The organism is Streptomyces sp. NPDC051582 (assembly GCF_040681715.1).
Classification (GTDB): Bacteria; Actinomycetota; Actinomycetes; order Streptomycetales; family Streptomycetaceae; genus Streptomyces.
On the sequence record NZ_JBFAZJ010000012.1, the window covers coordinates 183,504 to 203,275 of the forward strand.

General features: G+C 72.8%; 19 protein-coding genes. 12 read left to right on the forward strand and 7 right to left on the reverse strand.

The window, feature by feature from the left end; genetic code table 11:
• Positions 1–351 precede the first annotated feature (351 nt).
• Both AB0M92_RS17985 and AB0M92_RS17990 read left to right on the forward strand, forming a co-directional pair.
• Positions 352–930 (forward strand): molybdopterin-dependent oxidoreductase, encoded by a 579-nt coding sequence (locus AB0M92_RS17985; RefSeq protein WP_366103155.1) that lies wholly within the window; start codon positions 352–354, stop codon positions 928–930.
• Positions 931–1,051: 121 nt separating this feature from the next.
• A complete protein-coding gene (locus tag AB0M92_RS17990) occupies positions 1,052–1,402 on the forward strand; it encodes a hypothetical protein (RefSeq protein WP_366103156.1) in 351 nt (116 codons plus the stop codon).
• A 131-nt stretch (positions 1,403–1,533) separates the two neighbouring features.
• Here the strand turns inward: AB0M92_RS17990 and AB0M92_RS17995 are convergent, their stop codons facing one another.
• Positions 1,534–2,982 (reverse strand): MFS transporter, encoded by a 1,449-nt coding sequence (locus AB0M92_RS17995; RefSeq protein ID WP_366103157.1) that lies wholly within the window; start codon positions 2,980–2,982, stop codon positions 1,534–1,536.
• 139 nt (positions 2,983–3,121) lie between these two features.
• Here AB0M92_RS17995 and AB0M92_RS18000 point away from each other — a divergent pair, with 139 nt between their 5' ends.
• Positions 3,122–3,943: a helix-turn-helix transcriptional regulator gene (locus AB0M92_RS18000; RefSeq protein WP_366103199.1), complete on the forward strand. Its 822-nt coding sequence runs from the start codon at positions 3,122–3,124 to the stop codon at positions 3,941–3,943.
• Positions 3,944–4,092: 149 nt separating this feature from the next.
• On the opposite strand, the gene AB0M92_RS18005 is transcribed toward AB0M92_RS18000, so the two are convergent.
• Positions 4,093–4,479 carry a hypothetical protein gene (locus AB0M92_RS18005; protein WP_366103158.1) on the reverse strand — a complete coding sequence of 129 codons (387 nt, stop codon included), beginning with the start codon at positions 4,477–4,479 and terminating at the stop codon, positions 4,093–4,095.
• Between the two features lie 355 nt (positions 4,480–4,834).
• Between AB0M92_RS18005 and AB0M92_RS18010 the strand changes: the two genes are divergently transcribed.
• Positions 4,835–6,280 (forward strand): glyceraldehyde-3-phosphate dehydrogenase, encoded by a 1,446-nt coding sequence (locus AB0M92_RS18010; RefSeq protein WP_366103159.1) that lies wholly within the window; start codon positions 4,835–4,837, stop codon positions 6,278–6,280.
• A gap of 82 nt (positions 6,281–6,362) precedes the next feature.
• On the opposite strand, the gene AB0M92_RS18015 is transcribed toward AB0M92_RS18010, so the two are convergent.
• Both AB0M92_RS18015 and AB0M92_RS18020 read right to left on the reverse strand, forming a co-directional pair.
• On the reverse strand, positions 6,363–7,064 hold the full coding sequence (locus AB0M92_RS18015) for an NPP1 family protein (RefSeq protein ID WP_366103200.1): 702 nt from the start codon (positions 7,062–7,064) through the stop codon (positions 6,363–6,365).
• Positions 7,065–7,311: 247 nt separating this feature from the next.
• Positions 7,312–8,196, reverse strand: coding sequence for a methylenetetrahydrofolate reductase (locus AB0M92_RS18020; protein WP_366103160.1), 885 nt, complete (start codon positions 8,194–8,196; stop codon positions 7,312–7,314).
• Positions 8,197–8,308: 112 nt separating this feature from the next.
• Here AB0M92_RS18020 and AB0M92_RS18025 point away from each other — a divergent pair, with 112 nt between their 5' ends.
• From AB0M92_RS18025 to AB0M92_RS18045, 5 genes are all read left to right on the forward strand, one after another.
• The gene (locus AB0M92_RS18025) at positions 8,309–9,220 is read left to right on the forward strand and encodes a DNA-binding protein (protein ID WP_366103161.1); all 912 of its coding nucleotides are present in this window, start codon (positions 8,309–8,311) and stop codon (positions 9,218–9,220) included.
• A 76-nt stretch (positions 9,221–9,296) separates the two neighbouring features.
• A complete protein-coding gene (locus AB0M92_RS18030; RefSeq protein ID WP_366103162.1) occupies positions 9,297–10,034 on the forward strand; it encodes a response regulator transcription factor in 738 nt (245 codons plus the stop codon).
• The gene (locus AB0M92_RS18035) at positions 10,031–11,479 is read left to right on the forward strand and encodes a HAMP domain-containing sensor histidine kinase (RefSeq protein ID WP_366103163.1); all 1,449 of its coding nucleotides are present in this window, start codon (positions 10,031–10,033) and stop codon (positions 11,477–11,479) included. The genes AB0M92_RS18030 and AB0M92_RS18035 overlap by 4 nt, the downstream gene beginning before the upstream one ends.
• A gap of 146 nt (positions 11,480–11,625) precedes the next feature.
• Positions 11,626–12,042 (forward strand): hypothetical protein, encoded by a 417-nt coding sequence (locus tag AB0M92_RS18040; RefSeq protein WP_366103164.1) that lies wholly within the window; start codon positions 11,626–11,628, stop codon positions 12,040–12,042.
• Positions 12,043–12,047: 5 nt separating this feature from the next.
• On the forward strand, positions 12,048–12,278 hold the full coding sequence (locus AB0M92_RS18045; RefSeq protein WP_366103166.1) for a hypothetical protein: 231 nt from the start codon (positions 12,048–12,050) through the stop codon (positions 12,276–12,278).
• Positions 12,279–12,338: 60 nt separating this feature from the next.
• Here AB0M92_RS18045 and AB0M92_RS18050 read toward each other — a convergent pair whose 3' ends face one another.
• Positions 12,339–13,043, reverse strand: a complete 705-nt coding sequence (locus tag AB0M92_RS18050; protein ID WP_366103167.1) for a TetR/AcrR family transcriptional regulator — start codon at positions 13,041–13,043, stop codon at positions 12,339–12,341.
• A gap of 75 nt (positions 13,044–13,118) precedes the next feature.
• Between AB0M92_RS18050 and AB0M92_RS18055 the strand changes: the two genes are divergently transcribed.
• Positions 13,119–14,624, forward strand: a complete 1,506-nt coding sequence (locus AB0M92_RS18055; protein ID WP_366103168.1) for a monooxygenase — start codon at positions 13,119–13,121, stop codon at positions 14,622–14,624.
• A 15-nt stretch (positions 14,625–14,639) separates the two neighbouring features.
• On the opposite strand, the gene polX is transcribed toward AB0M92_RS18055, so the two are convergent.
• Positions 14,640–16,364 (reverse strand): DNA polymerase/3'-5' exonuclease PolX, encoded by a 1,725-nt coding sequence (polX, locus tag AB0M92_RS18060; protein ID WP_366103170.1) that lies wholly within the window; start codon positions 16,362–16,364, stop codon positions 14,640–14,642.
• Between the two features lie 194 nt (positions 16,365–16,558).
• Between polX and AB0M92_RS18065 the strand changes: the two genes are divergently transcribed.
• Both AB0M92_RS18065 and AB0M92_RS18070 read left to right on the forward strand, forming a co-directional pair.
• Positions 16,559–17,932 (forward strand): GH1 family beta-glucosidase, encoded by a 1,374-nt coding sequence (locus AB0M92_RS18065; RefSeq protein WP_366103173.1) that lies wholly within the window; start codon positions 16,559–16,561, stop codon positions 17,930–17,932.
• Positions 17,929–19,185: an MFS transporter gene (locus tag AB0M92_RS18070; RefSeq protein WP_366103174.1), complete on the forward strand. Its 1,257-nt coding sequence runs from the start codon at positions 17,929–17,931 to the stop codon at positions 19,183–19,185. The genes AB0M92_RS18065 and AB0M92_RS18070 overlap by 4 nt, the downstream gene beginning before the upstream one ends.
• An 89-nt stretch (positions 19,186–19,274) precedes the next feature.
• Here AB0M92_RS18070 and AB0M92_RS18075 read toward each other — a convergent pair whose 3' ends face one another.
• On the reverse strand, positions 19,275–19,511 hold the full coding sequence (locus AB0M92_RS18075) for a chaplin (protein ID WP_366103175.1): 237 nt from the start codon (positions 19,509–19,511) through the stop codon (positions 19,275–19,277).
• Between the last annotated feature and the right edge of the window lie 261 nt (positions 19,512–19,772).

The window sequence follows — 19,772 nt, forward strand, 5'->3', positions numbered from 1 at the left end:
ACAATGCCTACGTTGCGCACAGTTGGCGAGCGCGGGCTCAACCTGATGTCTGTTCACATCATGAGACAAGTGGAACGCACCGCCAAATCGATCGATGGCCGCACCACGGACTTCCGGCCCCCGGGGCCGAAACCGCACAGCCGCCGCCCCGGGTCTCCATTCACCGGGATTCGGCGTCACCGCGAAGAATGAAAGAATGGGTGAGGGCCGATCGCGTTCCTCCGGCGACGACCGTCCACCGCGCCGGAACCCGTCCCCCGCCCGAGCCGTCGGACGGCCGGAAGGCGGTGGCGGTCGCCGGTATCCTGACGGCCACCCGCAGCACCTCGGTGAGAACAGGACGAAGACCTCGTGGGAACCCCACCCCTGCCTCCGGGCCAGCGCATCGCCAAGGGCTGGCCCGTCTCCCATTACGGTCCGGTCCCGAAGTTCCGTCCCGAGCGCTGGTCCCTCCAGGTCTTCGGCGCCACCGCCACGGGTGACAAGTACGCCTGGTCGTTCGACGAGTTCTCGGCGCTGCCCGGCATCACCATCGGGACCGACCTGCACTGCGCCTCGGGCACGACCTCCACGGGCCACGAGTTCTTCGGGGTCGCCGCCCGGACGGTCCTGGAGCTCGCTCCCCCCGACCCGCGGGCCACGCACGTCATGGCCTGGGCCGAGTACGGGTACAGCGCCAACCTGCGCCTGGGCGACTTCACCTCCGAGCGGACCCTGCTGGCGACCCACCACGGCGGCGAGCCCCTCACCGTCGAGCACGGGTTCCCGCTGCGCCTGGTCGTCCCGCACCTCTACGGGTACAAGGGGCCGAGGTGGCTGCGCGCGATCGAGTACATGACGGCCGACCGGCGCGGCTTCTGGGAAGAGCGCGGCTACCACAACATCGCCGACCCCTGGACGGAACAGCGCCACTCCTACCAGGAGGAGTAGCGGGTCCGACCGGCGGGAGCAGGCGGCCGGCGAGCAGAGTGGAAAGCGGTCCGACCAGGCACTCCGGCCCCGGCGCACGGCCGTGCGTGTCCCCGCCGCCGGGGGAATCGTTTGCCCAGGCATGACGACGACGCGCTCCACGCTCACCACCACGGCGCGGCACCGGGCGGCCGCCGACGACGGCGGTCGCCCCCCGTACGTCCCGGCGCCCCGACCGCCGGCCCACGCGGCCGTGGCCGCCCCGCTGTTCGAGCAGCTCGTCCGGGAGTGGACGGCTCGCGGGGCCACGGTGCCGGGGCGGCCGGATCCGACCTGGCGGCAGCTGATCTCCTGGGAGCACTTCGAACGGGAGACCGCGGCCACGGTCCGCGACCTGCACCTGCGGGGCCCGGAACCGGCGCCGGTGCCCGTACCCATGCCCGTACCAGTGCCCGCCTCCCCGGTGAACCAGCCCCGGTGGACCCGGGCCTGAGGCCGTGGCGGCCTGCCGGGCGGTCGTCGGCCGCGCCGCCCGAACGCGGACGGGGACCGGTCCGCGGAGGATGCCCTCCGCTCCCGGTCCCCGGTCCCGAACGCCGATGCCGTCGCCGACGCCGGTGCCGATCAGGCCTTGCGCGTACGGCCGCCGCCCAGGCCGACTCCCACCAGGACCGCCGCCGCGACCACGATCGCCGCGTCGATCGCCAGGACCGTGCGGACCCCGTCGAAGAGCGAGGCCTGCGTGGTGGCGAGGACGCCGAGCAGCGGGATCCCGATCGTCAGGCCGACCTGCTGCGTCGTGGTGACCAGGCCGGTCGCCAGCCCCTGCTCCGAGTCCGGCACGCCGCTGGTCACGGTCAGCCCGTACGAGATGATCGCGCCGAGGTGGAACATGCTGGCCACCGAGACGGCGACCGTCGCCAGCAGCGCGCCCGACTCGGCGCCCACGGCGAGCAGGGCGGCGATGAACAGGCCCTGGCCGAGCAGCGAACCGGTCAGCGTGCGCCGGGCGCCGAAGCGGCCGATGACCTTGGGCGCGTAAGAGCCGGCGAACGCGGAGGCGACGCCCTGGACGCCGAAGACGAGACCGGTCCGGAAGGGGGACAGCTCCAGCGTCTCCTGGAGGTAGAGGGTCAGGACGAAGATGACCGTGGACATCATCGAGAAGGTCACCAGGCCGCCGATGTTGCCCCAGGCGACGGTGCGCCGCTTCAGCATCGGCAGCGAGACCAGCGGCGCCGGGCTCTTCGACTCCACGGCGGCGAAGGCGGCGAGCAGCGCCAGCCCGGCGAGCAGCGTGCCCCATACGTCCGCGCCGCCGAAGCCGCGCTGGGCCGCCGAGGACAGGGAGTAGATCACCGCGAGCAGGCCGCCGGTGACGGTGACGGCGCCGGGTACGTCCAGGCGCGGCCGGTCGGGGGTGCGCGACTCGGGCAGCAGTCCGGGGGCGAGGGCCAGCACGATCACGGCGGTGACCGCGAGCAGCCCCATCGTGGAGCGCCAGCCGAGGGTGTCGGTCATGACACCGCCCAGGACCATGCCGATGGTGAAGCCGAGGGAGAGCAGGGTGCCGGAGATGCCGAGGGCCTTGTCGCGCAGCGGGCCCTCGGGGAACGTAGTGGTGAGCAGGGACATGCCGGTCGGCACGATGACCGCCGCGCCCAGGCCCTGGAGGGCGCGGCCGGCCAGGAAGGACGCCGGGTCCCAGGCAAGGGTGGCCAGCAGTGAGGCGGCGCCGAAGAGGGCGAGGCCGGCCAGGAACAGCTTCTTCCTGCCGTACAGGTCGGCGATCCGGCCGAAGAGGAGGAGGAAGCCGCCGGAGGGCAGTGCGAAGGCGGTGACCGCCCACTGGAGGGCCGACCGGCTCAGGCCCAGGTCCTTGCCGAGCACCGGCAGGGCCACGTTCAGCACGGAGAAGTCGAGCGCCACCATGAACTGGGCGGCGCACAGCACGAAGAGGACCAGCTTGGCGCGGCCGGTGAGCCGCTCGCCCGCCGGGGCTGCCGCCGCCGTTGCCGTTGCCGCCGTTGCCGTTGTCGTCGTTGTCGTCGTTGTCTGAGAATCGATCGCCATGGCCACACCATCGCGGCCCGGGAGTGCCCGTGGAGAGTGGGAACTTATCCTGTTGGTGGCACCACCAGGCAGCCGACAGGGGGAGTGAGTGGCTACACCGATCGACAAACACCGCCGTTCCGAGCTGCGCGAGTTCCTGATGAGCAGACGGGCCCGCGTCACTCCCACGGAGGCGGGACTGCCGGACGGCGGGGCCCGCCGCCGCACCCCGGGCCTGCGCCGGGAGGAGGTCGCCGTGCTCGCGGGGGTCGGGGTGTCCTGGTACCAGTGGCTGGAACAGGGCCGCGACATCACGGTCTCCCCGCAAGTGCTCGACGCGGTGGGCCGGGTGCTCAAGCTGTCCAGCGCCGAGCGCCGGCACCTGTACGTGCTGGCGGGACTCAACCCGCCCGCACTCGAAGTGGCCCCGGCCGACCGGGACATGTGCGACGGCCTGAAGCGGCTGATCGATGCCTGGATGCCGTTCCCCGCGCACATCATGGACGCGTACTGGAACACGGTCCTCTACAACGACTCGGCCGCGCTCGTGCTCGGCATGCGCCCGGAGATCGTGCAGAACTGCCTCATCGCGTTCTTCACCGACCCCATCTACAAGGCCCGTTCGCCGCGTTGGGAGGAGATCGCGTGCCTCGTGGTCGCCCAGTACCGGGCGGCGAGCTCGGAGTGGCCCGAGGACGAGGGCTTCCAGGCCGTCATCGAGGAGGCGCGCGAGCTCAGCCCCGAGTTCGCCGCGCTGTGGGACCAGCGCGACGTCCGGCCCGGCGGCCAGATCCGCAAGGAGATCGAGCACCCGGTCGTCGGCACGCTCTACGTGGAGTCGACGCAGCTGCGCGTACCGGCCCGGCCCGACCTGTCGATCGTGCTGCACACCCCGCTGCCGGCCACCGACACGGCGGAGAAGCTGGAGTGGCTGACCTCGGCGGAGGGACGTCGGGGAAGCATGTACCCGATCGCGGGCTGACCCGCCCGGGCCGTCCGCAGGGCGGCCCGGTACGGCGGCCCGGTACGACGGCCCCGTACGACGGCCCCGTACGACGGCCCGGTACGACCGCCCCGCACGCGGGTGCCGGGACCGGCCCCGAGGCCCGGTCCGGGCACCCCGGCCGCCGGCTACCGCTCGTCGGAGACGGCGCGGGTGATCTCTTCCTCCACCGCGCGCAGCTCCTCCTGCCGGTCCATGACGATCAACAGCTCCCGGTAGTGGGTCAGTGCGGTGACGAGGAGATCGCTCCGGCCGGGCTCCAGCGCGCACATGCGCCGCGCCGCGTCCACGGACTCGGCGCGCAGGGCCAGCGCGATCTCCGGCTGGTGTGCGAACTCGTAACGGCTGTACTTCCACAGTGCGGCGGACAGCAGGGGCAGATAGGCCAGGGGGCTCACCCGAACCAGGACGCGGTAGGCGGCGACCCGCTCGCGGACCGACGGCTTCCCCGATCCGAGGAGGGCGACCCGGGCTCGGAGGACTGCGTGGTGATTGATGTTCGCCGAGTGATTCATGACGGTGATTCTCAAAGCCGCACAGGGGCCCAAACAAGGGCAATCGGCTGTGCCCTTGGTCCTACGAAAACCCCCTCTGACCTGTCATGATGGGTACGTCTTCACCCCTGCGCCCCCCGGACGGCCCGCCGGCCTCCGCGACGGGATGCCGCTCCCCCGCCTCCCCCGCCTCCTCCTCTCGTCTCCTCCTGCGCCTTCTTGCGCGAGCCCACGTGCCACAGCGCGGACACTCGGAGGATCACCCAAGGATGGATCCGGCATATCGCCTCGAAACCCCGCTCCGCCGGTACCCCTTGAGTGATCAAAGTGGCGTCGGGTTAGCATGTGAGCGCCGCCTAGCTCGAAAGATAAACCTGTGACTGTCAATGACGACTCGTTCACCAACTGGAAAAACCGCGAGGAGATCGCGGAGTCGATGATCCCGATCATCGGGAAGCTGCACCGCGAGCAGGACGTGACGATCCTGCTGCACAGCCGCTCCTTGGTGAACAAGTCGGTGGTCAGCATCCTGAAGACCCACCGATTCGCCCGTCAGATAGCCGGCGAGGAGCTCTCCGTCACGGAGACCCTGCCGTTCCTGCAGGCGCTCACCACGCTGGACCTGGGCCCCTCCCAGATCGACATCGGCATGCTCGCCGCCACCTACAAGGCCGACGACCGCGGCCTGTCCGTGGAGCGCTTCACCGCCGAGGCCGTCGCCGGCGCCACCGGTGCCAACAAGATCGAGCGCAGCGAGGGCCGCGACGTCGTCCTGTACGGCTTCGGCCGCATCGGCCGCCTCGTCGCCCGCCTCCTCATCGAGAAGGCCGGCTCCGGCAACGGGCTGCGCCTGCGCGCCGTCGTCGTCCGCGGGGGCGGCGAGGCCGACCTCGTCAAGCGCGCCTCGCTGCTGCGCCGGGATTCCATCCACGGCCAGTTCCAGGGCACGATCACGGTCGACGAGGCGAGCAGCACCATCATCGCCAACGGCAACGCGATCAAGGTGATCTACGCCAACGACCCGAGCGAGGTCGACTACACGGCGTACGGCATCAAGGACGCCATCCTCATCGACAACACCGGCAAGTGGCGCGACCGCGAGGGCCTCTCCAAGCACCTGCGCCCCGGTATCGACAAGGTCGTCCTGACCGCTCCGGGCAAGGGCGACGTCCCGAACATCGTCCACGGCGTCAACCACGACACGATCAAGCCGGACGAGCAGATCCTGTCCTGCGCCTCCTGCACCACCAACGCGATCGTCCCGCCGCTCAAGGCCATGGACGACGAGTACGGCGTGCTGCGCGGCCACGTGGAGACCGTCCACTCGTTCACCAACGACCAGAACCTCCTGGACAACTACCACAAGGCCGACCGCCGCGGCCGCTCCGCGCCGCTGAACATGGTGATCACCGAGACCGGTGCCGCCTCGGCCGTGGCCAAGGCGCTGCCGGACCTCAAGGCGCCGATCACCGGCAGTTCGATCCGCGTCCCCGTCCCGGACGTCTCGATCGCGATCCTGAGCCTGCGCCTGGGCCGCGAGACCACCCGCGAGGAGGTCCTCGACCACCTCCGCGACGTCTCGCTGAACTCCCCGCTCAAGCGCCAGATCGACTTCACCACCGCGCCCGACGCCGTGTCGATGGACTTCGTGGGCTCGCGCCACTCGTCGATCGTCGACGCCGGCGCCACCAAGGTCGACGGCGACAACGCGATCCTCTACCTCTGGTACGACAACGAGTTCGGCTACTCGTGCCAGGTCATCCGGGTCGTCCAGCACGTCTCCGGCGTCGAGTACCCGACGTACCCGTCCCCGGCGGTCTGATCCCGTAGCACCCTCGTTCCGCGCCCGGCCCGTTCCACCGCCCACCCCGGCGGCGGAGCGGGCCGCGCGCGTTGCCAGGGGGTCAGGCGTACGGGTCGAAGGGGATCGGGGGCTTCGACGCGTTCAGGGCGTCGCCGAAGCGGCCGTCGGAGATCTTGATCGTGGCCGAGCCGAAGTCGGCGTTCACGAGCTTGTCGCGCAGGCCCGCCGGGTAACCGTTCCAGCCGACGAGGCGCGGGTAGAACCAGTTGCCGGTGTGGTTCTCGGCGGGCTCGTCGTTGCCGTTCGCGAGGCGGTAGAAGTGCGTCGAGACGCCGTCCTTGTGGTAGACGACCTTGGCGTGGGTCCCGTCGAAGCGGACCTGCGAGCGCGGGTACCACTTCCAGCCGCTGTGCTGCGAAGTCGACACGTACTGGACCACGTCGTCCTTGATCCAGACCACCACGTGCTCGAAGTCGTGCCGGTGCCCGATGGCCGCGGGGCCGAGCGTGGCCTGGTCCTTCTCGAAGTAGCCCGCGTACATGACGGCGCACCAGCCGTTGTTGCACTTGGCGCGGGAGTAGGTGTTGGAATTCTGCAGCTGCGCCAGGTCCCGGCAGTGCCCGTTCACCGCTCCGCCGGGCTTCAGCCCGGGGTTGAGCACCCCGCCGCTGCTGATCGCAGCCGTGGCGTAGCAGCCGTCCCCGTCGTAGTCGAAGGCGGGCGAGAAGGTCTGTTCGAGCCCGTCCGCGTTCTGCGGCAGGGCCGGTATCACGTCGGCGACGGCCACGGCCGGCAGGGCCATGACCAGTGCCGCGGCTCCGAGCCCGGCGGTGGTCGCGGTACGGCGGAATCCGGCCCACCGCCGCCCGGGGCGAGCGCCCCCGTCTCCGGCCTCGGCTTCTTCGTTCATCTTCCTCGTCGGTGACAGCGGGCTGCGCACATCATCTCCTGACCTGTACATGTAGAACCGGGCACCGGGGCGAACGGTAGCCGGGCAGCGTTCAAGTACGGGTCGAGTCAGGCGAATTGCAGATGTACGCACGCCCTCGTCAGGCGCCGAGGCGGTCCAGCATCGCGCGGCGCCAGCGCTCCGTCTCGGCGATCTGGTTGAACGTGAACAGGTGCAGGCCCGCCACCGCGGACTCGGGCGCCCCCAGCGCGGGGGCGCTGCGCCGCAGCAGCCGCTCCGGGGAGTATCCGCCGGGGGCGGCGAAGCGCAGGAACCACGAGGGGTGCCGGGTCAGGAACTTGGCCGACTCCCCCACGCCGATCTTCGTGGCCATGGACAGCAGCTTCGCGCGTTCGACGGGACCGGCGACACCGACGTGCACGGGCAGCACGATCTGCCGGCGCCGTACCCGGCCGAGCCACTGCCGCAGGGTCGCCGGGTCGAAGCAGAGGTTGCTGACGATGTACGTCGCGTGCGGCTGCTTGTCCGACATGGCCCGTACGGTGACCTCGTCGTCGATGAGGGGATGGCTCTCCGGGTAGCCGGTGATGCCCACGTGCGCGAACGGGCTGCCCAGCTCGCCGAGGCGGCGCAGCACCGGCAGGGCCGCGTCGTAAGCCCCCGCCGGCGGGTCGGCGTCGCCGGCCGGTACGAAGACGTCCTCGATGCCGGCGGCGACGAGCCGGTCCACGATGTCCGTGAGGTGGCCGGCGTCGGTGATCTGCCGGGCCGGGAGGTGCGGGACGACGCGGTAGCCGTGCCCGGCCAGGCGGGTGGCGAGGTCCAGGGTGGGAGCGATGCCCTTGGCCGGGGAGGCGGTGACGGTGACCGGCACGTCGGCCGGGACGTGCGCCAGGACCTTGTCCTCGGTGGCCTTCGCCGGCAGGACCTCGTAGCGGACCCTGCGCAGGAGCTCCGCGAGGGCGCCCCCGGTGACCGGGGCCTGCACGGAGCGTTCGGGATACGGCGTGGGCCGGGCGGACATGCCGCTCCTCCTCGGGTCGGGCCGGTGCCGCCTCGGCGGCTTCTCGGGCCCCATCATGCCGGGTGCGCGCGTGCCGACGTTCGTCGCGTACCGAAGGCCGCAGGCTTGGACCATGGAACACATCGCCGCAACTACCGCGGAGCTCCTGGAAACGGACCGGACGGCGGGGGCTCGCCGGGCCGCCCCGGCGGCACTGCGCGCCGTGGCGTCGCTCGGCCGGCCGGCGCTGCGCCACACCTCGGCGGCCGAACGCTCCGCGCGGATGGAGCTGTTACAGGTCGCCGCCTGGATCCTCTTCGACGCCGAGCGGCACCGGACCTCGCGGCGGCTGAGCCACCGGGCCCTCGCCCTGGCCGGCACCCTCCCCGACGGGGACCGCTCCGTCGAGCCGCTCGTCCTGTCCGTGCTGTGCCTCCAGGAGGAGCACCTGGGGCGCCCCGCCGCATCGCTGCGCATCTCCTCGTCCGTCCTGGCCCGCCGGGACCTCCCGGGGCGGGTGGCCGCCATCTTCCACGTGCGGGAGGCACGCGCGCGGGCCCGGCTCGGGCAGGGCCGGCGGGCGCTGCGCTCCCTCGCCGCCGCCCGGGAACTCCTGGCGGACGGGCCGTCCGGGCGCGATCCGTCCTGGACCTGGTGGTTCGACCGGTCGGAGCTCGACGGCCACCACGGGCTCGCCCTCGCCGACCTGGGCGACCCGGACGGAGCCGCGGCCCTGCTCCACGGTGCGGCGGCGGCGGGCGACGCACCCGCCTACCGGTCGCTCTTCTCCGCCGAGCTGGCCGGCGTACTCGCCCGGGCCGGAGCCTGGCGCGAGACGGACGCACGGCTGTCCGGCCTGGTCGAATCCGTCCCGGACATCGGCTCCGCCCGCGCCCTGGGCGCCCTGGCGCGCACGGCCCGCACCATCGGGCACGGCGCTCGCGTCCCCCGGGCCCTGCGGGACACCGGCGGGTACCTCACCGCGGCCCTCCGGGCGCAGACCGGCCGCGCGCACCCCGCCTTCCGGGGGATCCGACGGCCGTGAGAGGGTCGGCCCGGCCACCGCGGCGCAGCCGCACGCGAGGAGCCGCGCGAGGAACCGCACGCGAGGAGGAGGCGCTGTGACCGGCACCGGCCGTACATCCGGCAGTACGTCCGCCGGGCGGGTACTGGTGGCGGACGACGACGCGGCCATCCGCCGCTCCCTGGAGCGCGGGCTGCGGCTGAGCGGCTTCACGGTACTGCTCGCCGAGGACGGGCCCGGCGCACTCGCCGTGCTCGCCGACCAGAGCCCGGACGTCCTCGTACTGGACGTCTCGATGCCCGGCCTGACCGGCACCGAGGTATGCCGCGGCCTGCGCGCCCGCGGCGACGAGACCCCCGTCCTGATGCTGTCGGCCCTCGACGAGGTGACGGACCGGATCGCGGGGCTCCAGGCCGGGGCCGACGACTACCTGGTCAAACCGTTCGCCCTCGAAGAGCTCGTCCTGCGCCTGCACGCCCTCCTGCGGCGCCGCCCGGCCCCCGAGCCCGCACCCGACGTACTGCGCGCCGGCCCGCTCGCGATCGACGAGGCCCGTCGCCAGGTCCATCACCGGGAGGACGAACTCCACCTCACCCGGCGTGAGTTCGAGCTCCTGCTCCAGCTGGTGCGCAACGCCGGCATCGTCCTCACCCGGGACCAGCTCCTGGACCGGGTCTGGGGCTACGACTTCGAGGTCCGCAGCGACGCCGTCGACACCTTCGTCAGCTATCTGCGCCGCAAGCTGGAGGAGGGCGGGCGCCCGCGCCTGATCCACACCGTGCGCGGCGTCGGCTTCGTCCTGCGCGTCCCCGGGGCCGGGGAGGGCGGGCAGTGAAGCTCGCCACCCGCATCGCCCTCTCGGTCACGGTCGTGGTGCCCCTGCTGGTGCTCGCCGCGGGGCTGCTGGTACTCGGGCTCGTCAGCCGCGATCTGCACCAGCAGCAGGACACCCGGCTCCAGGACCGGGCCTCCGCCGTCCTCCCGGACGTCAAGACGCTGCTCACGGCCGACCGCAACGGGAAGCCGAAGGTGGAGCAGAACCAGCACCGCAAGGTGCTCGGCGACGTCCTCGACGCCGGCATCCGCGTCCGGACGGCGGACGGAGCCGTCGTCCTGGAAGGCGGACCGCAGCCCGCCGACCCGGTGCGGCTGCCCGAGCAGACCGCGGACGGGCCGGTCACCGTCCGGGCCAAGGGGCGCGCCTGGCGGGTGCTGACCGTCCCGGTGGCAGGTCCCGCACCGGGCACGCTCTGGCTGTTCACCCCGGCCTCGGCCGCCGACCCGCAGGTCGTGGCCGTACGCCGCCGGGTGCTGCTGGTGGCCCTGCTGGCGGCGCCGGTCTCCGGGCTGCTCGCGTACGGTCTGGCCGGCCGCGCCACCGCCTCCGTGCGAAGGCTGAGCCGCCGCGCCGCCGAACTCGACCCGGGCGCGGGCCCCGCGGCCTTCGCCAGCACCCCGGTGAACATCGCCGAGGTGGACGAACTGTCGGCCGCCATCGGCCAGTTGCTCGCCCGGTACGAGGAGCAGGCCGCCCGCACGGCCCATGCGCTGGACACCGCCCGCTCGTTCTCCTCCGCCGCCTCGCACGAGCTGCGGACCCCACTGATGAGCATGCGGACCGACCTGGACGTCCTGGCCGCCCACCCCGACCTCTCCCCCGCCGAACGGGCCGAGATCGTAGGGGACTTGCAGCGCGACCACGCCCGGCTGCTGGACCTGCTCACGGCCCTGAGGATGCTGGCGCGGGGCGATCTCGTGGAGGTGTCCGCCTTCACCTCACTCGACCTGTCCGAGCTGGTGGACACCGCGGCCGGGGAGAGCGCCCGCCGCCACCCGGGGGCGCGGCTGGACGTGCAACTCCCGGCGGAGCTCAGGGTGTTCGGGTGGGAGACCGGACTGAGCATCCTGCTCGCCAACCTGCTGGGCAACGCGGTGGTGCACGGTCACCTGCCGGGCGAGCCGGCCCGGATCGCGGTACGGGTGCACGCGGAGGGCGGGTACGCGGTGCTCACCGTGGACGACGCGGGGCCCGGCATCGCACCCGGCGAGCGGGAGGCCGTGTTCCGGCGGTTCCACCACCGCCCCGGCAGCCCCGGCTCCGGGCTCGGCCTGACGCTGGTCGCCCAGCAGGTGGCACTGCACCGGGGCTCCGTCGTGATCGGCACGCCGCCCGGCGGCGCGGGCACCCGCTTCGAGGTGCGCCTGCCCCTGTCGGCGGCGGACGCCCCGACCCTGAGGCTGCCGGAGCGGCGCGACTGGATCTCCTCGCGGGGCGGGTGAGGGCGCCGGCGGGGCGGGTGAGGGCGCCCGCCCCGGGCTCCCCGGGGCTCCCCGGGACTCACAAAGTTTCCACAAAGACACCCCCTACCGTCCTGACCGGTCGGCCGCCTGTGAGCCGACCCGTTCGCACCGAAGGGGATACAGCCATGCTCCCGAACCGTAGGACCGCCGCCGCCGCGATCGGCGCCCTCGCGCTGGCCGGCGCCCTGATCTCCGCCGGCCCCGCGCAGGCCGAGTCGGCGAGCCCCGCCCCGGCCGCGCCCAAGACGGCCAAGTCCGCTCCGAAGGGCGACGGCGCCAAGGCGATCTGCAAGCGTCTGCCCAAGACGCAGACCCGCGTCAACACGGCCCTCGACCGGCTCAAGGGCGATCCCACCGTGCTGGGCTCCGTCGCGCGGCTGGAGCAGCGCGTCGCCAACGCCCAGACCGCCGGCCACACCCAGGTCCACGACTACCTGAACGACCGCCTGACCTTCCGCAAGAGCCTGCTGCCCACCCTCCAGAAGCGGCAGGAAGACCTGAAGGCCGTCAGCACCTGGTGCTCCGCGCAGGATTCCAAGTGACCCGAGTGAGCCGAACGATCCGATCGCCCCGGGCGACCGGGCCCCGCCGCGCCGCCGCGGCCCTCGCCACCCTGGCCGCGGTGACGGCGCTCCTGATCACCGGCTGCGCGCCGGGCGCGACCGCCAAACCGAGCAGCACGGCCGACGACGCCACGGTCAAGGACATGCAGCAGAAGCTGGACGACGCCGAGAGCGCGGCGGCCCAGGCGGACTCCGACGCCGCCCAGAACAACTGACCCACCCCGCACACGCCCAGGCCCGCCCCCGAACCCCGGGGGCGGGCCTGACCCGTTCGCTCAGGCGGCCGGCTCCGGCCCCGGCCGGCCCAGGAGCCGCAGCCCCTGGATCAGCAGGCCGAGGCCGAACTCGAACTGAGCCGTGAAATCGGTGCTGGTGAACACGGGAAGGGCCGCGGTGAGGTACGGGTAACGGGCCTCCGCCACCGCCTCCCGGAGCCGGTCGGGGTCGGCGGGCCCCTGGTCGCCGGGCCGGCGGGCGGCCTGCTCCTCCAGGGTGTGGCCGACGGTGTAGTGGATCACCGTCAGCGCGGTGCGCGCCGCCTCCGCCGGGCCGAAGCCGGCCTCGCGCAGGACCCCGACGAGGGTCTCGGCGAAGCCGAGGGTGTTCGCGCCGGTCGAGTGGGTTCCCGCGTAGACCCGCGCCCCGTCGCGATGGGCGAGGAGCGCCGTGCGCACGGCCCGGGCCAGGGTCGTCAGGCGTCCGCTCCAGTCCGGGTCCGGCGGCGGGGTGGAGCAGCCCGCCAGCATCCGTTCGGCCATCGCGGTGAGCAGGTCCTGCTTGGTGGCGAAGTGCCGGTAGAGCGCCCCGGCCTGGACGCCGACGGCGTCGGCCAGCCGCCGCATGGTCAGCGCGTCCAGTCCGGCTTCGTCGAGCAGCACCAGGGCCGCCTCGACGGTACGGGCCTGATCCAGCCGAGGGGGCCTGCCCCGGGTCGGGGGGCGGGGGGCGTCGGCGGAGGGCGGGGTTGACGGTGCGCTCATGGACCCCACTATAGTGAACATCGTTCACGTGAACACTGTTCACTAAATAGGGCTGAGCCCGGGAAGAGGTTTCCGATGGACACCGATGTGATCGACGTGATCGTCGTGGGCGCCGGTCCGACCGGCCTGATGCTCGCCTGCGAGCTCGCGCTGGCCGGCGTTCGGACCCGGATCGTGGAGCGGCGGGACGCTCCGCAGTCCGATTCGCGGGCCCTGACCCTGCACCCGCGCAGCGTCGAGCTGATGGACCAGCGCGGCCTGGCCGACCGCTTCCTCGCCCTCGGCCGGACCGTTCCCGGCTGGCACTTCGCCGGCCTCGACACCCGCCTGGAGTTCGGCGCCCTGGACAGCCGCCACGGATACACGCTCTTCCTCGCCCAGGCACGTACGGAGGCACTGCTGGAGGAGCGGGCGCGCGAGCTCGGCGTGGAGATCCACCGCGGCCGCGAGAGCACCGGGGTGCGTCAGGACGCGGACGGCGTGGAGGTCGACGTGCGCGGCCCCGGGGGCGGGGTCGAGACCGTACGCGCCTCGTACGCGGTCGGCTGCGACGGCGGGCGCAGCATCGTGCGCCGGGAGGCGGGCATCGGCTTCCCCGGCACGGACGAAACGCTGACCGGCGTCCTCGGGGACTTCGCGGCGGCCGACCCGGAGAGCCTGGGGCGGGCTCGCGCCAAGGGCGTGCTGGCCGTCCCGTTGGAGGGCGGCCTGACCCGGTTCGTCCTCATCGACCCGGAGCGGATGCGGACGCCGACCGCCGAGCCGGTGACCGTGGAGGAGTTCCGCCGGTCCCTGATCCGGATCTGCGGAAGCGACTGCGGGATCGACCGGCCCCGGTGGCTCTCCCGGTTCGGAAACGCCACCCGGCTCGCCGAGCGCTACCGGTCCGGCCGCGTGCTGCTGGCGGGCGACGCCGCGCACATCCACTTCCCGGCGGCCGGCCAGGGGCTCAACACCGGGCTCCAGGACGCGATGAACCTGGGCTGGAAGCTGGCCGCCGAGGTCAACGGGTGGGCGCCCGCGGGGCTGCTCGACACCTACCACGCGGAGCGGCGTCCGGTGGGGCTGGCGGTCACCGGGAACACCGAGGTCCAGACCCTGCTCGCGGAGCTGCCGCTGGTGCCCTCGTACGGGCGGCCCGGCGCGGCCCTGCGCGAGCTCCTCGACGAGCTGCTCGGCATCGAGGAGGTCAACCGGCGTCTCGCCGGGCTGGTTTCGGGACTCGGCATCGGCTACCCGGCCACGAACCCCGGCGCCGACCCGCTGGTGGGCGCACGGATGCCGGACATCCCGCTCGGCGGCGCCGGTTGCGCCGCCTCCCGGGTGTACGAGCTGCTCCACGAGGGCCGCTTCGTACTGCTGGACCTCGCGCGGGAGCAGGGCTTCGCCGCCGAGGGCGGCTGGGCCGGCCGGGTCACGGCGGTCACCTCGGCCGGCGCCGGCCACGCCCGCCTCGACGGGGTGGCCGAGGTCCTCGTCCGCCCCGACGGACACATCGCCTGGGCCACCCGTACGGAGAACGCCCCGGCCCGCCGCGCCGAGCGGTACGAGGCGCTCGCCACCTGGGCCGGCAGGCCCTGACGGCGGCCGGGAGGGTCAGGCCCGCTTGGCCTGGAGGAACCGGTGCAGGCGGGTCCACGGCCAGGCGTTGATGACGTCGTCCTTCGTGAGCCAGCCGCGCTGCGCCGTACCCACCCCGTAGCGCAGGTAGGGCAGGTGAGTGGTGGCGTGCGCGTCCGAGTTCACCGCGAACTTCACCCCGTACCGTTTCGCCCGCAGGATGTCCTCGTCGCCGAGGTCGAGCCGCTCCGGGTGCGCGTTGACCTCCAGGGCGGTACCGGTGCGCGCGCAGGCCTCGAAGACGGCGTCGAAGTCGGCGTCCACGCCGGGGCGGCGGCCGATCCGCCGGGTGGTGGGGTGGCCGATGACGGCGACGTTCGGGTTCTCGCAGGCCCGGATGAAGCGCCGGGTCATGGCGGCCCGGCCCTGGCCGAAGTGGGAGTGCACGGAGGCCACGCACAGGTCGAACCCGGCCAGGAAGTCATCGGGCCAGTCCAGGCCGCCGTCCGGGCCGATGTTGAGTTCCGTGCCGTGCAGCAGCCGCATCCCGGTCACCGTGCGGTCCAGTGCCCGCAGCTGCCCGCGCTGCGCCAGGATCTTCTCCCGGGTCATGCGCTGCATGGCGAGGTCCGGCGCGTGGTCGGTGACCGCGTAGTACGCGTACCCGCGCGCGGCAGCCGCCGCCACCATGTCCTCCAACGAGGCGAGCCCGTCGGTGAGGTCGGTGTGGGTGTGCAGGTCGCCCCGGATGTCGTCCTCCGTCACGAGCGCGGGGAGTTCGCCCTTCAGCCCGGCCGCGACCTCCCCGCGGTCCTCGCGCAGGGCCGGCGGGATCCAGGGCAGGCCGAGCCGGCCGTAGACCGCCTCCTCCGTCTCCGAGGCGAGGCTCTCGCCGCTCTCCGCGTCGAAGAGGCCGTACTCGGAGAGCTTGAGCCCCTGGCGCACCGCGAGGGCGCGGGTGCGGATGTTGTGCGCCTTGGATCCGGTGAAGTACTGGAGCCCGGCGCCCCAGGAGGCGGGCGGCAGGACGCGCAGGTCGACCTGGAGGCCGGCGCCGGTGCGGATCGAGGTCTTCTTCGCCCCGTGCGCGATGACGTCGGCCACGAGGGGGAGCTCGGCGAGGGCCGTCATGAAGGGTGCGGACTTCTCGGCCGCGACCAGGATGTCCACATCGCCGATGGTCTCGCGCATGCGGCGCAGCGAGCCCGCGTACGTGCACCGTACGCACCCCGGGATCCGCTCCATCTCGGCGACGATCTGCTCGGCGACGTCCATCGCGGCGCCGAGCAGGATCCGCCCGTCGGCGTTGCGCAGTACGGAGATGCCGTGGAGGATGTTCTGCTCGCTCTGCTCGCCGAAGCCCTTGAGGTCGCGCAGCCGCTCCTCGCGTACGGCCTCCTCCAGCTGCTCGACGGAGGAGACGCCGAGCTCCTCGTACAGGACGAAGGCCTTGCGCGGCCCGAGGCCGGGGATCGCGGTCAGGGCCCGTACCCCGGCCGGGACGGCGGCCCTGCGCGCCTCGATGTCCGGGACGCGGCCGGTGCCCAGGTACTCGACGACCTTCTCGGCGATCGACTTGCCCACGTTCGGGATCTCCCGCAGGCCCTTGACGTCGAGCCCGGCGACATCGGCCGGGTGGCCGCCGATGGCGCGGGCGGCCTTCTCGTACGCGCGCGCCTTGAAGGCGTCGCCGCCGCTGATCGCGATGAGGTCGGCGTACTCCTGGAGCAGCGCCTCGACCTTTTCGTTGGCCCTGGCCATGCCTCCAGGGTGCCCCGTGCACCGGGGACCGGCTCGGCGTGCCCGGGACCGGCGTGCCCGGGCCCTGCCCTGCCCGGCCACTGCCCCGCGCGAAGAGAAGATGAGGATTGTTCACTTTCCATTGACAGGGCGCCCGCCGCGGGCCAACAGTGTGCCGTCAGCGCCCTCGCACGCCTCGACCGAAGTGAGCCCGTATGACTGCGTCCGTACCCGCGTTCCCCGCCGACTTCCTCTGGGGCGTCTCCGCCTCGGCGTTCCAGATCGAGGGGTCGACCGCCGCCGACGGACGGGGTCCCTCCTCCTGGGACGCGTTCACCAGGGAACCCGGTCGCATCAAGGACGGCTCGCACGCGGACGTGGCCACCGACCACTACCGCCGCTACCGCGAGGACGTGGCCCTGATGGCCGGACTCGGCGTCGGCGCCTACCGGTTCTCGGTGTCCTGGTCCCGGGTCCTGCCGGACGGCCAGGGCCGGGTCAACCGTGCGGGGCTGGACTTCTACGACCGGCTGGTCGACGCGCTGTGCACGGCCGGCATCGCCCCGGTGCCGACGCTGTTCCACTGGGACACCCCGCTCGCGCTGGAGGAGAAGGGCGGCTGGCTCAGCCGCGACACCGCCGAGCGGTTCGCGGAGTACGCCTCGGTGGTCGCCGAGCGGCTCGCCGACCGCGTACCGATGTGGATCACCATCAACGAGCCGGCCGAGGTCACCCTCCTGGGGTACGGCATCGGCGAGCACGCCCCCGGCAAGGGACTCGTCTTCGACGCCCTGCCCGCCGCGCACCACCAGCTCCTGGCCCACGGCCTGGGCGTACAGGCGCTGCGCGCCGCGGGCGCCCGGCAGATCGGCATCGCCGCCTCGCACAGCCCGGTCCGGGCGGCGAGCGACAGCGCGCAGGACCGCGGCGCGGCCGAGCTGTACGACCTGCTCACGAACCGGCTCTTCGCCGATCCCATCCTGACCGGCGCCTATCCGGACGAGGGCCTCGCCTCGATGCTGCCCGGCCCGGTGGCCGAGGACCTGAAGGCGATCTCCGCGCCCCTGGACTGGTACGGGATCAACTACTACAACCCGATGCTGGTCGCCGCCCCGCAACCGGCTTCCGCCGCCAGCGAGTTCGGCGGCATCGAGATACCGGCCGACCTCCCCTTCTCCTTCCGGCCGATCGAGGGGTGCGAACACACCGACTTCGGATGGCCGGTGGTCCCGGACGGGCTGCGCGAACTGCTCGTCTCCCTGCGCGAGCGCCACGGCGACCGGCTGCCGCCGCTGTACATCACCGAGAACGGCTGCTCGTACGGGGACGGGCCCGATCCCGTGACGGGACGGATCGCCGACGCGCGCCGGATCGCGTACCACGCGGGCCATCTGGACGCCCTGCACCGGGCGATGGCGCAGGGGGTCGACGTCCGCGGCTACTTCATCTGGTCGATCCTCGACAACTTCGAGTGGGCGGAGGGGTACCGGCAGCGGTTCGGCCTGGTCCACGTCGACTACGAGACCCTGGAACGGACCCCGAAGGAGTCCTACGCCTGGTACCGCGACGTGATCAAGGGCCGCAGATGACCGTCGGGGGGACGGCCGCGAAGACCGCCGGTCCGGCCGATCCGGCGGGGCCGATCGGCGGCCGGTGGGTGAGCGCGCTGTCCCTCGCCAACCTGGGGGTCTGGGTCGGCTGGTTCGGCCCGCTCCAACTGCTCCTGGCCCGCCAGGCGGAGCAGCTCGCCCCGGACCACAAGGCGGCCACGCTCGCGCTGGTGACGGGTGTGGGGGCGGCCGTCTCGATGGTCGCCAACCCGGTCTTCGGAGCCCTGTCGGACCGTACGACGGCCGCGGTCGGCCGGCGGATCCCCTGGGTGGTGGCGGGGACCCTGGGCGGGGCGGCCGGGCTGCTCGTCCTCGCCCGGGCTTCGAGCGTGGCCGTGGTGATCGCGGGCTGGTGCCTGGTCCAACTGGCCCTCAACGCGGCCTTCGCCGCCCTCACCGCCGCCGTGCCCGACCAGGTCCCGCCGCGCCGGCGCGGGCTGGTCGGCGGCTGGCTGGGGGTCTCCCAGGTCGGCGGGATCCTGGTCGGCACGGCGCTGGCCACGGCCGCGGGCGGCATCACGGCCGGGTACCTCGCGTGCGCGGGCTTCTCGGTGCTCGCTGCCGTCCCGTACGTGGTGATGCGGCGCGACGCGCGACTGCGGCCCGCCGACCGGCCCGCGTTCCGCTGGCGGACCTTCCTCACCGGCTTCTGGATCGACCCGCGCCGCCACCCCGACTTCGGCTGGGCCTGGTTGACGCGCTTCCTGATGAACCTGTCGTACTCGGTCAGCACGATGTACCTGCTGTACTACCTGACCGACGCGGTGCGCTACGAGGGTGACGCGGACACCGGCGTCCTGATCCTGACGGCGCTCAACGCGCTCACCCTGCTCGCCACGGTGGTGGTCGGCGGGGTCCGTTCGGACCGCACCGGCCGCCGGAAGGTCTACGTGATCGGGGCGGGACTGGTCATCACGGTGGCCACCCTGCTGCTCGCCGTCTGGCAGACCTGGACCGGGGCGGTCGTCGCCTCGCTCGTCCTGGGGATCGGCTTCGGCGTCTACACGTCGGTGGACTTCGCCCTGCTGACGGACGTGCTGCCGACGGCGCAGGACCGCGGCCGCGACCTCGGCGTCATCAACATCGCCAACGCGCTGCCCCAAGTGCTGGCTCCGGTGATCGCCGCGCCGGTGGTCACGCACTTCGGCGGGTACACCGCGCTGTACGCGCTCGCCGGCGCCCTGGCGCTGGCGGGATCGGTGCTGGTCCGCCGCATCCGCGGGGTCCCGTGAGCCCTGGAGGGGCAGCGGGACGGGCCGTGGGACCGGGCACGCCCGCGGTGCCACCGGACGGGGCCGGTGGACACCGCGGGCGCGGCGGATCAGGAGTTGATGCAGAGGTTGCCGGCGGCCGGGTTCAGCAGACCGATGAGGTTGATGCTGTTGCCGCAGGCGTTGACCTGGAGGTTGATCGGGATCTGGACCACGTTGCCCGAGAGGAAGCCCGGGGAACCGATGGCGTAGCCCTCGGCCGTGGTGTCGGCGGAGGCGCTGCCGATGCCGCCCAGCGTCGCACCGACGACCAGAGCGGCTCCGGCGACCAGGGTACGGATCTTCATGTGGGTCTCCCATCGCAATGAGTGATGTGCGTGGGCCATCCCATACCAGCCGGGTCCGAACCGGGCCGATTCACCCGGTCGTGGGCCCCGTCCGCGGGGCGGTGCGGCCGTTCGGAAGACGTCTGCGCAGATGTGCGGAAGATTCCTGAAAGTGAATTTTTCCGGAAAGGGCAATCTCCCGAGCCCCCTGGCGCGTATGCCCCTGTGGAAGCCTCTCCAGTGAGACAGCTCATGGAGGAAAACTCATGGCCATCTTCACTC

Excerpts from the sequence above, each read along its gene's own strand:
- AB0M92_RS17990 (WP_366103156.1), top strand. The coding sequence starts at position 1,052 with ATGACGACGACGCGCTCCACGCTCACCACCACGGCGCGGCACCGGGCG.
- AB0M92_RS17995 (WP_366103157.1), bottom strand. The coding sequence starts at position 2,982 with ATGGCGATCGATTCTCAGACAACGACGACAACGACGACAACGGCAACG.
- AB0M92_RS18000 (WP_366103199.1), top strand. The coding sequence starts at position 3,122 with ATGAGCAGACGGGCCCGCGTCACTCCCACGGAGGCGGGACTGCCGGAC.
- AB0M92_RS18005 (WP_366103158.1), bottom strand. The coding sequence starts at position 4,479 with ATGAATCACTCGGCGAACATCAATCACCACGCAGTCCTCCGAGCCCGG.
- AB0M92_RS18015 (WP_366103200.1), bottom strand. The coding sequence starts at position 7,064 with ATGGCCCTGCCGGCCGTGGCCGTCGCCGACGTGATACCGGCCCTGCCG.
- AB0M92_RS18020 (WP_366103160.1), bottom strand. The coding sequence starts at position 8,196 with ATGTCCGCCCGGCCCACGCCGTATCCCGAACGCTCCGTGCAGGCCCCG.
- AB0M92_RS18025 (WP_366103161.1), top strand. The coding sequence starts at position 8,309 with ATGGAACACATCGCCGCAACTACCGCGGAGCTCCTGGAAACGGACCGG.
- AB0M92_RS18040 (WP_366103164.1), top strand. The coding sequence starts at position 11,626 with ATGCTCCCGAACCGTAGGACCGCCGCCGCCGCGATCGGCGCCCTCGCG.
- AB0M92_RS18050 (WP_366103167.1), bottom strand. The coding sequence starts at position 13,043 with ATGAGCGCACCGTCAACCCCGCCCTCCGCCGACGCCCCCCGCCCCCCG.
- AB0M92_RS18055 (WP_366103168.1), top strand. The coding sequence starts at position 13,119 with ATGGACACCGATGTGATCGACGTGATCGTCGTGGGCGCCGGTCCGACC.
- polX (WP_366103170.1), bottom strand. The coding sequence starts at position 16,364 with ATGGCCAGGGCCAACGAAAAGGTCGAGGCGCTGCTCCAGGAGTACGCC.
- AB0M92_RS18065 (WP_366103173.1), top strand. The coding sequence starts at position 16,559 with ATGACTGCGTCCGTACCCGCGTTCCCCGCCGACTTCCTCTGGGGCGTC.
- AB0M92_RS18070 (WP_366103174.1), top strand. The coding sequence starts at position 17,929 with ATGACCGTCGGGGGGACGGCCGCGAAGACCGCCGGTCCGGCCGATCCG.
- AB0M92_RS18075 (WP_366103175.1), bottom strand. The coding sequence starts at position 19,511 with ATGAAGATCCGTACCCTGGTCGCCGGAGCCGCTCTGGTCGTCGGTGCG.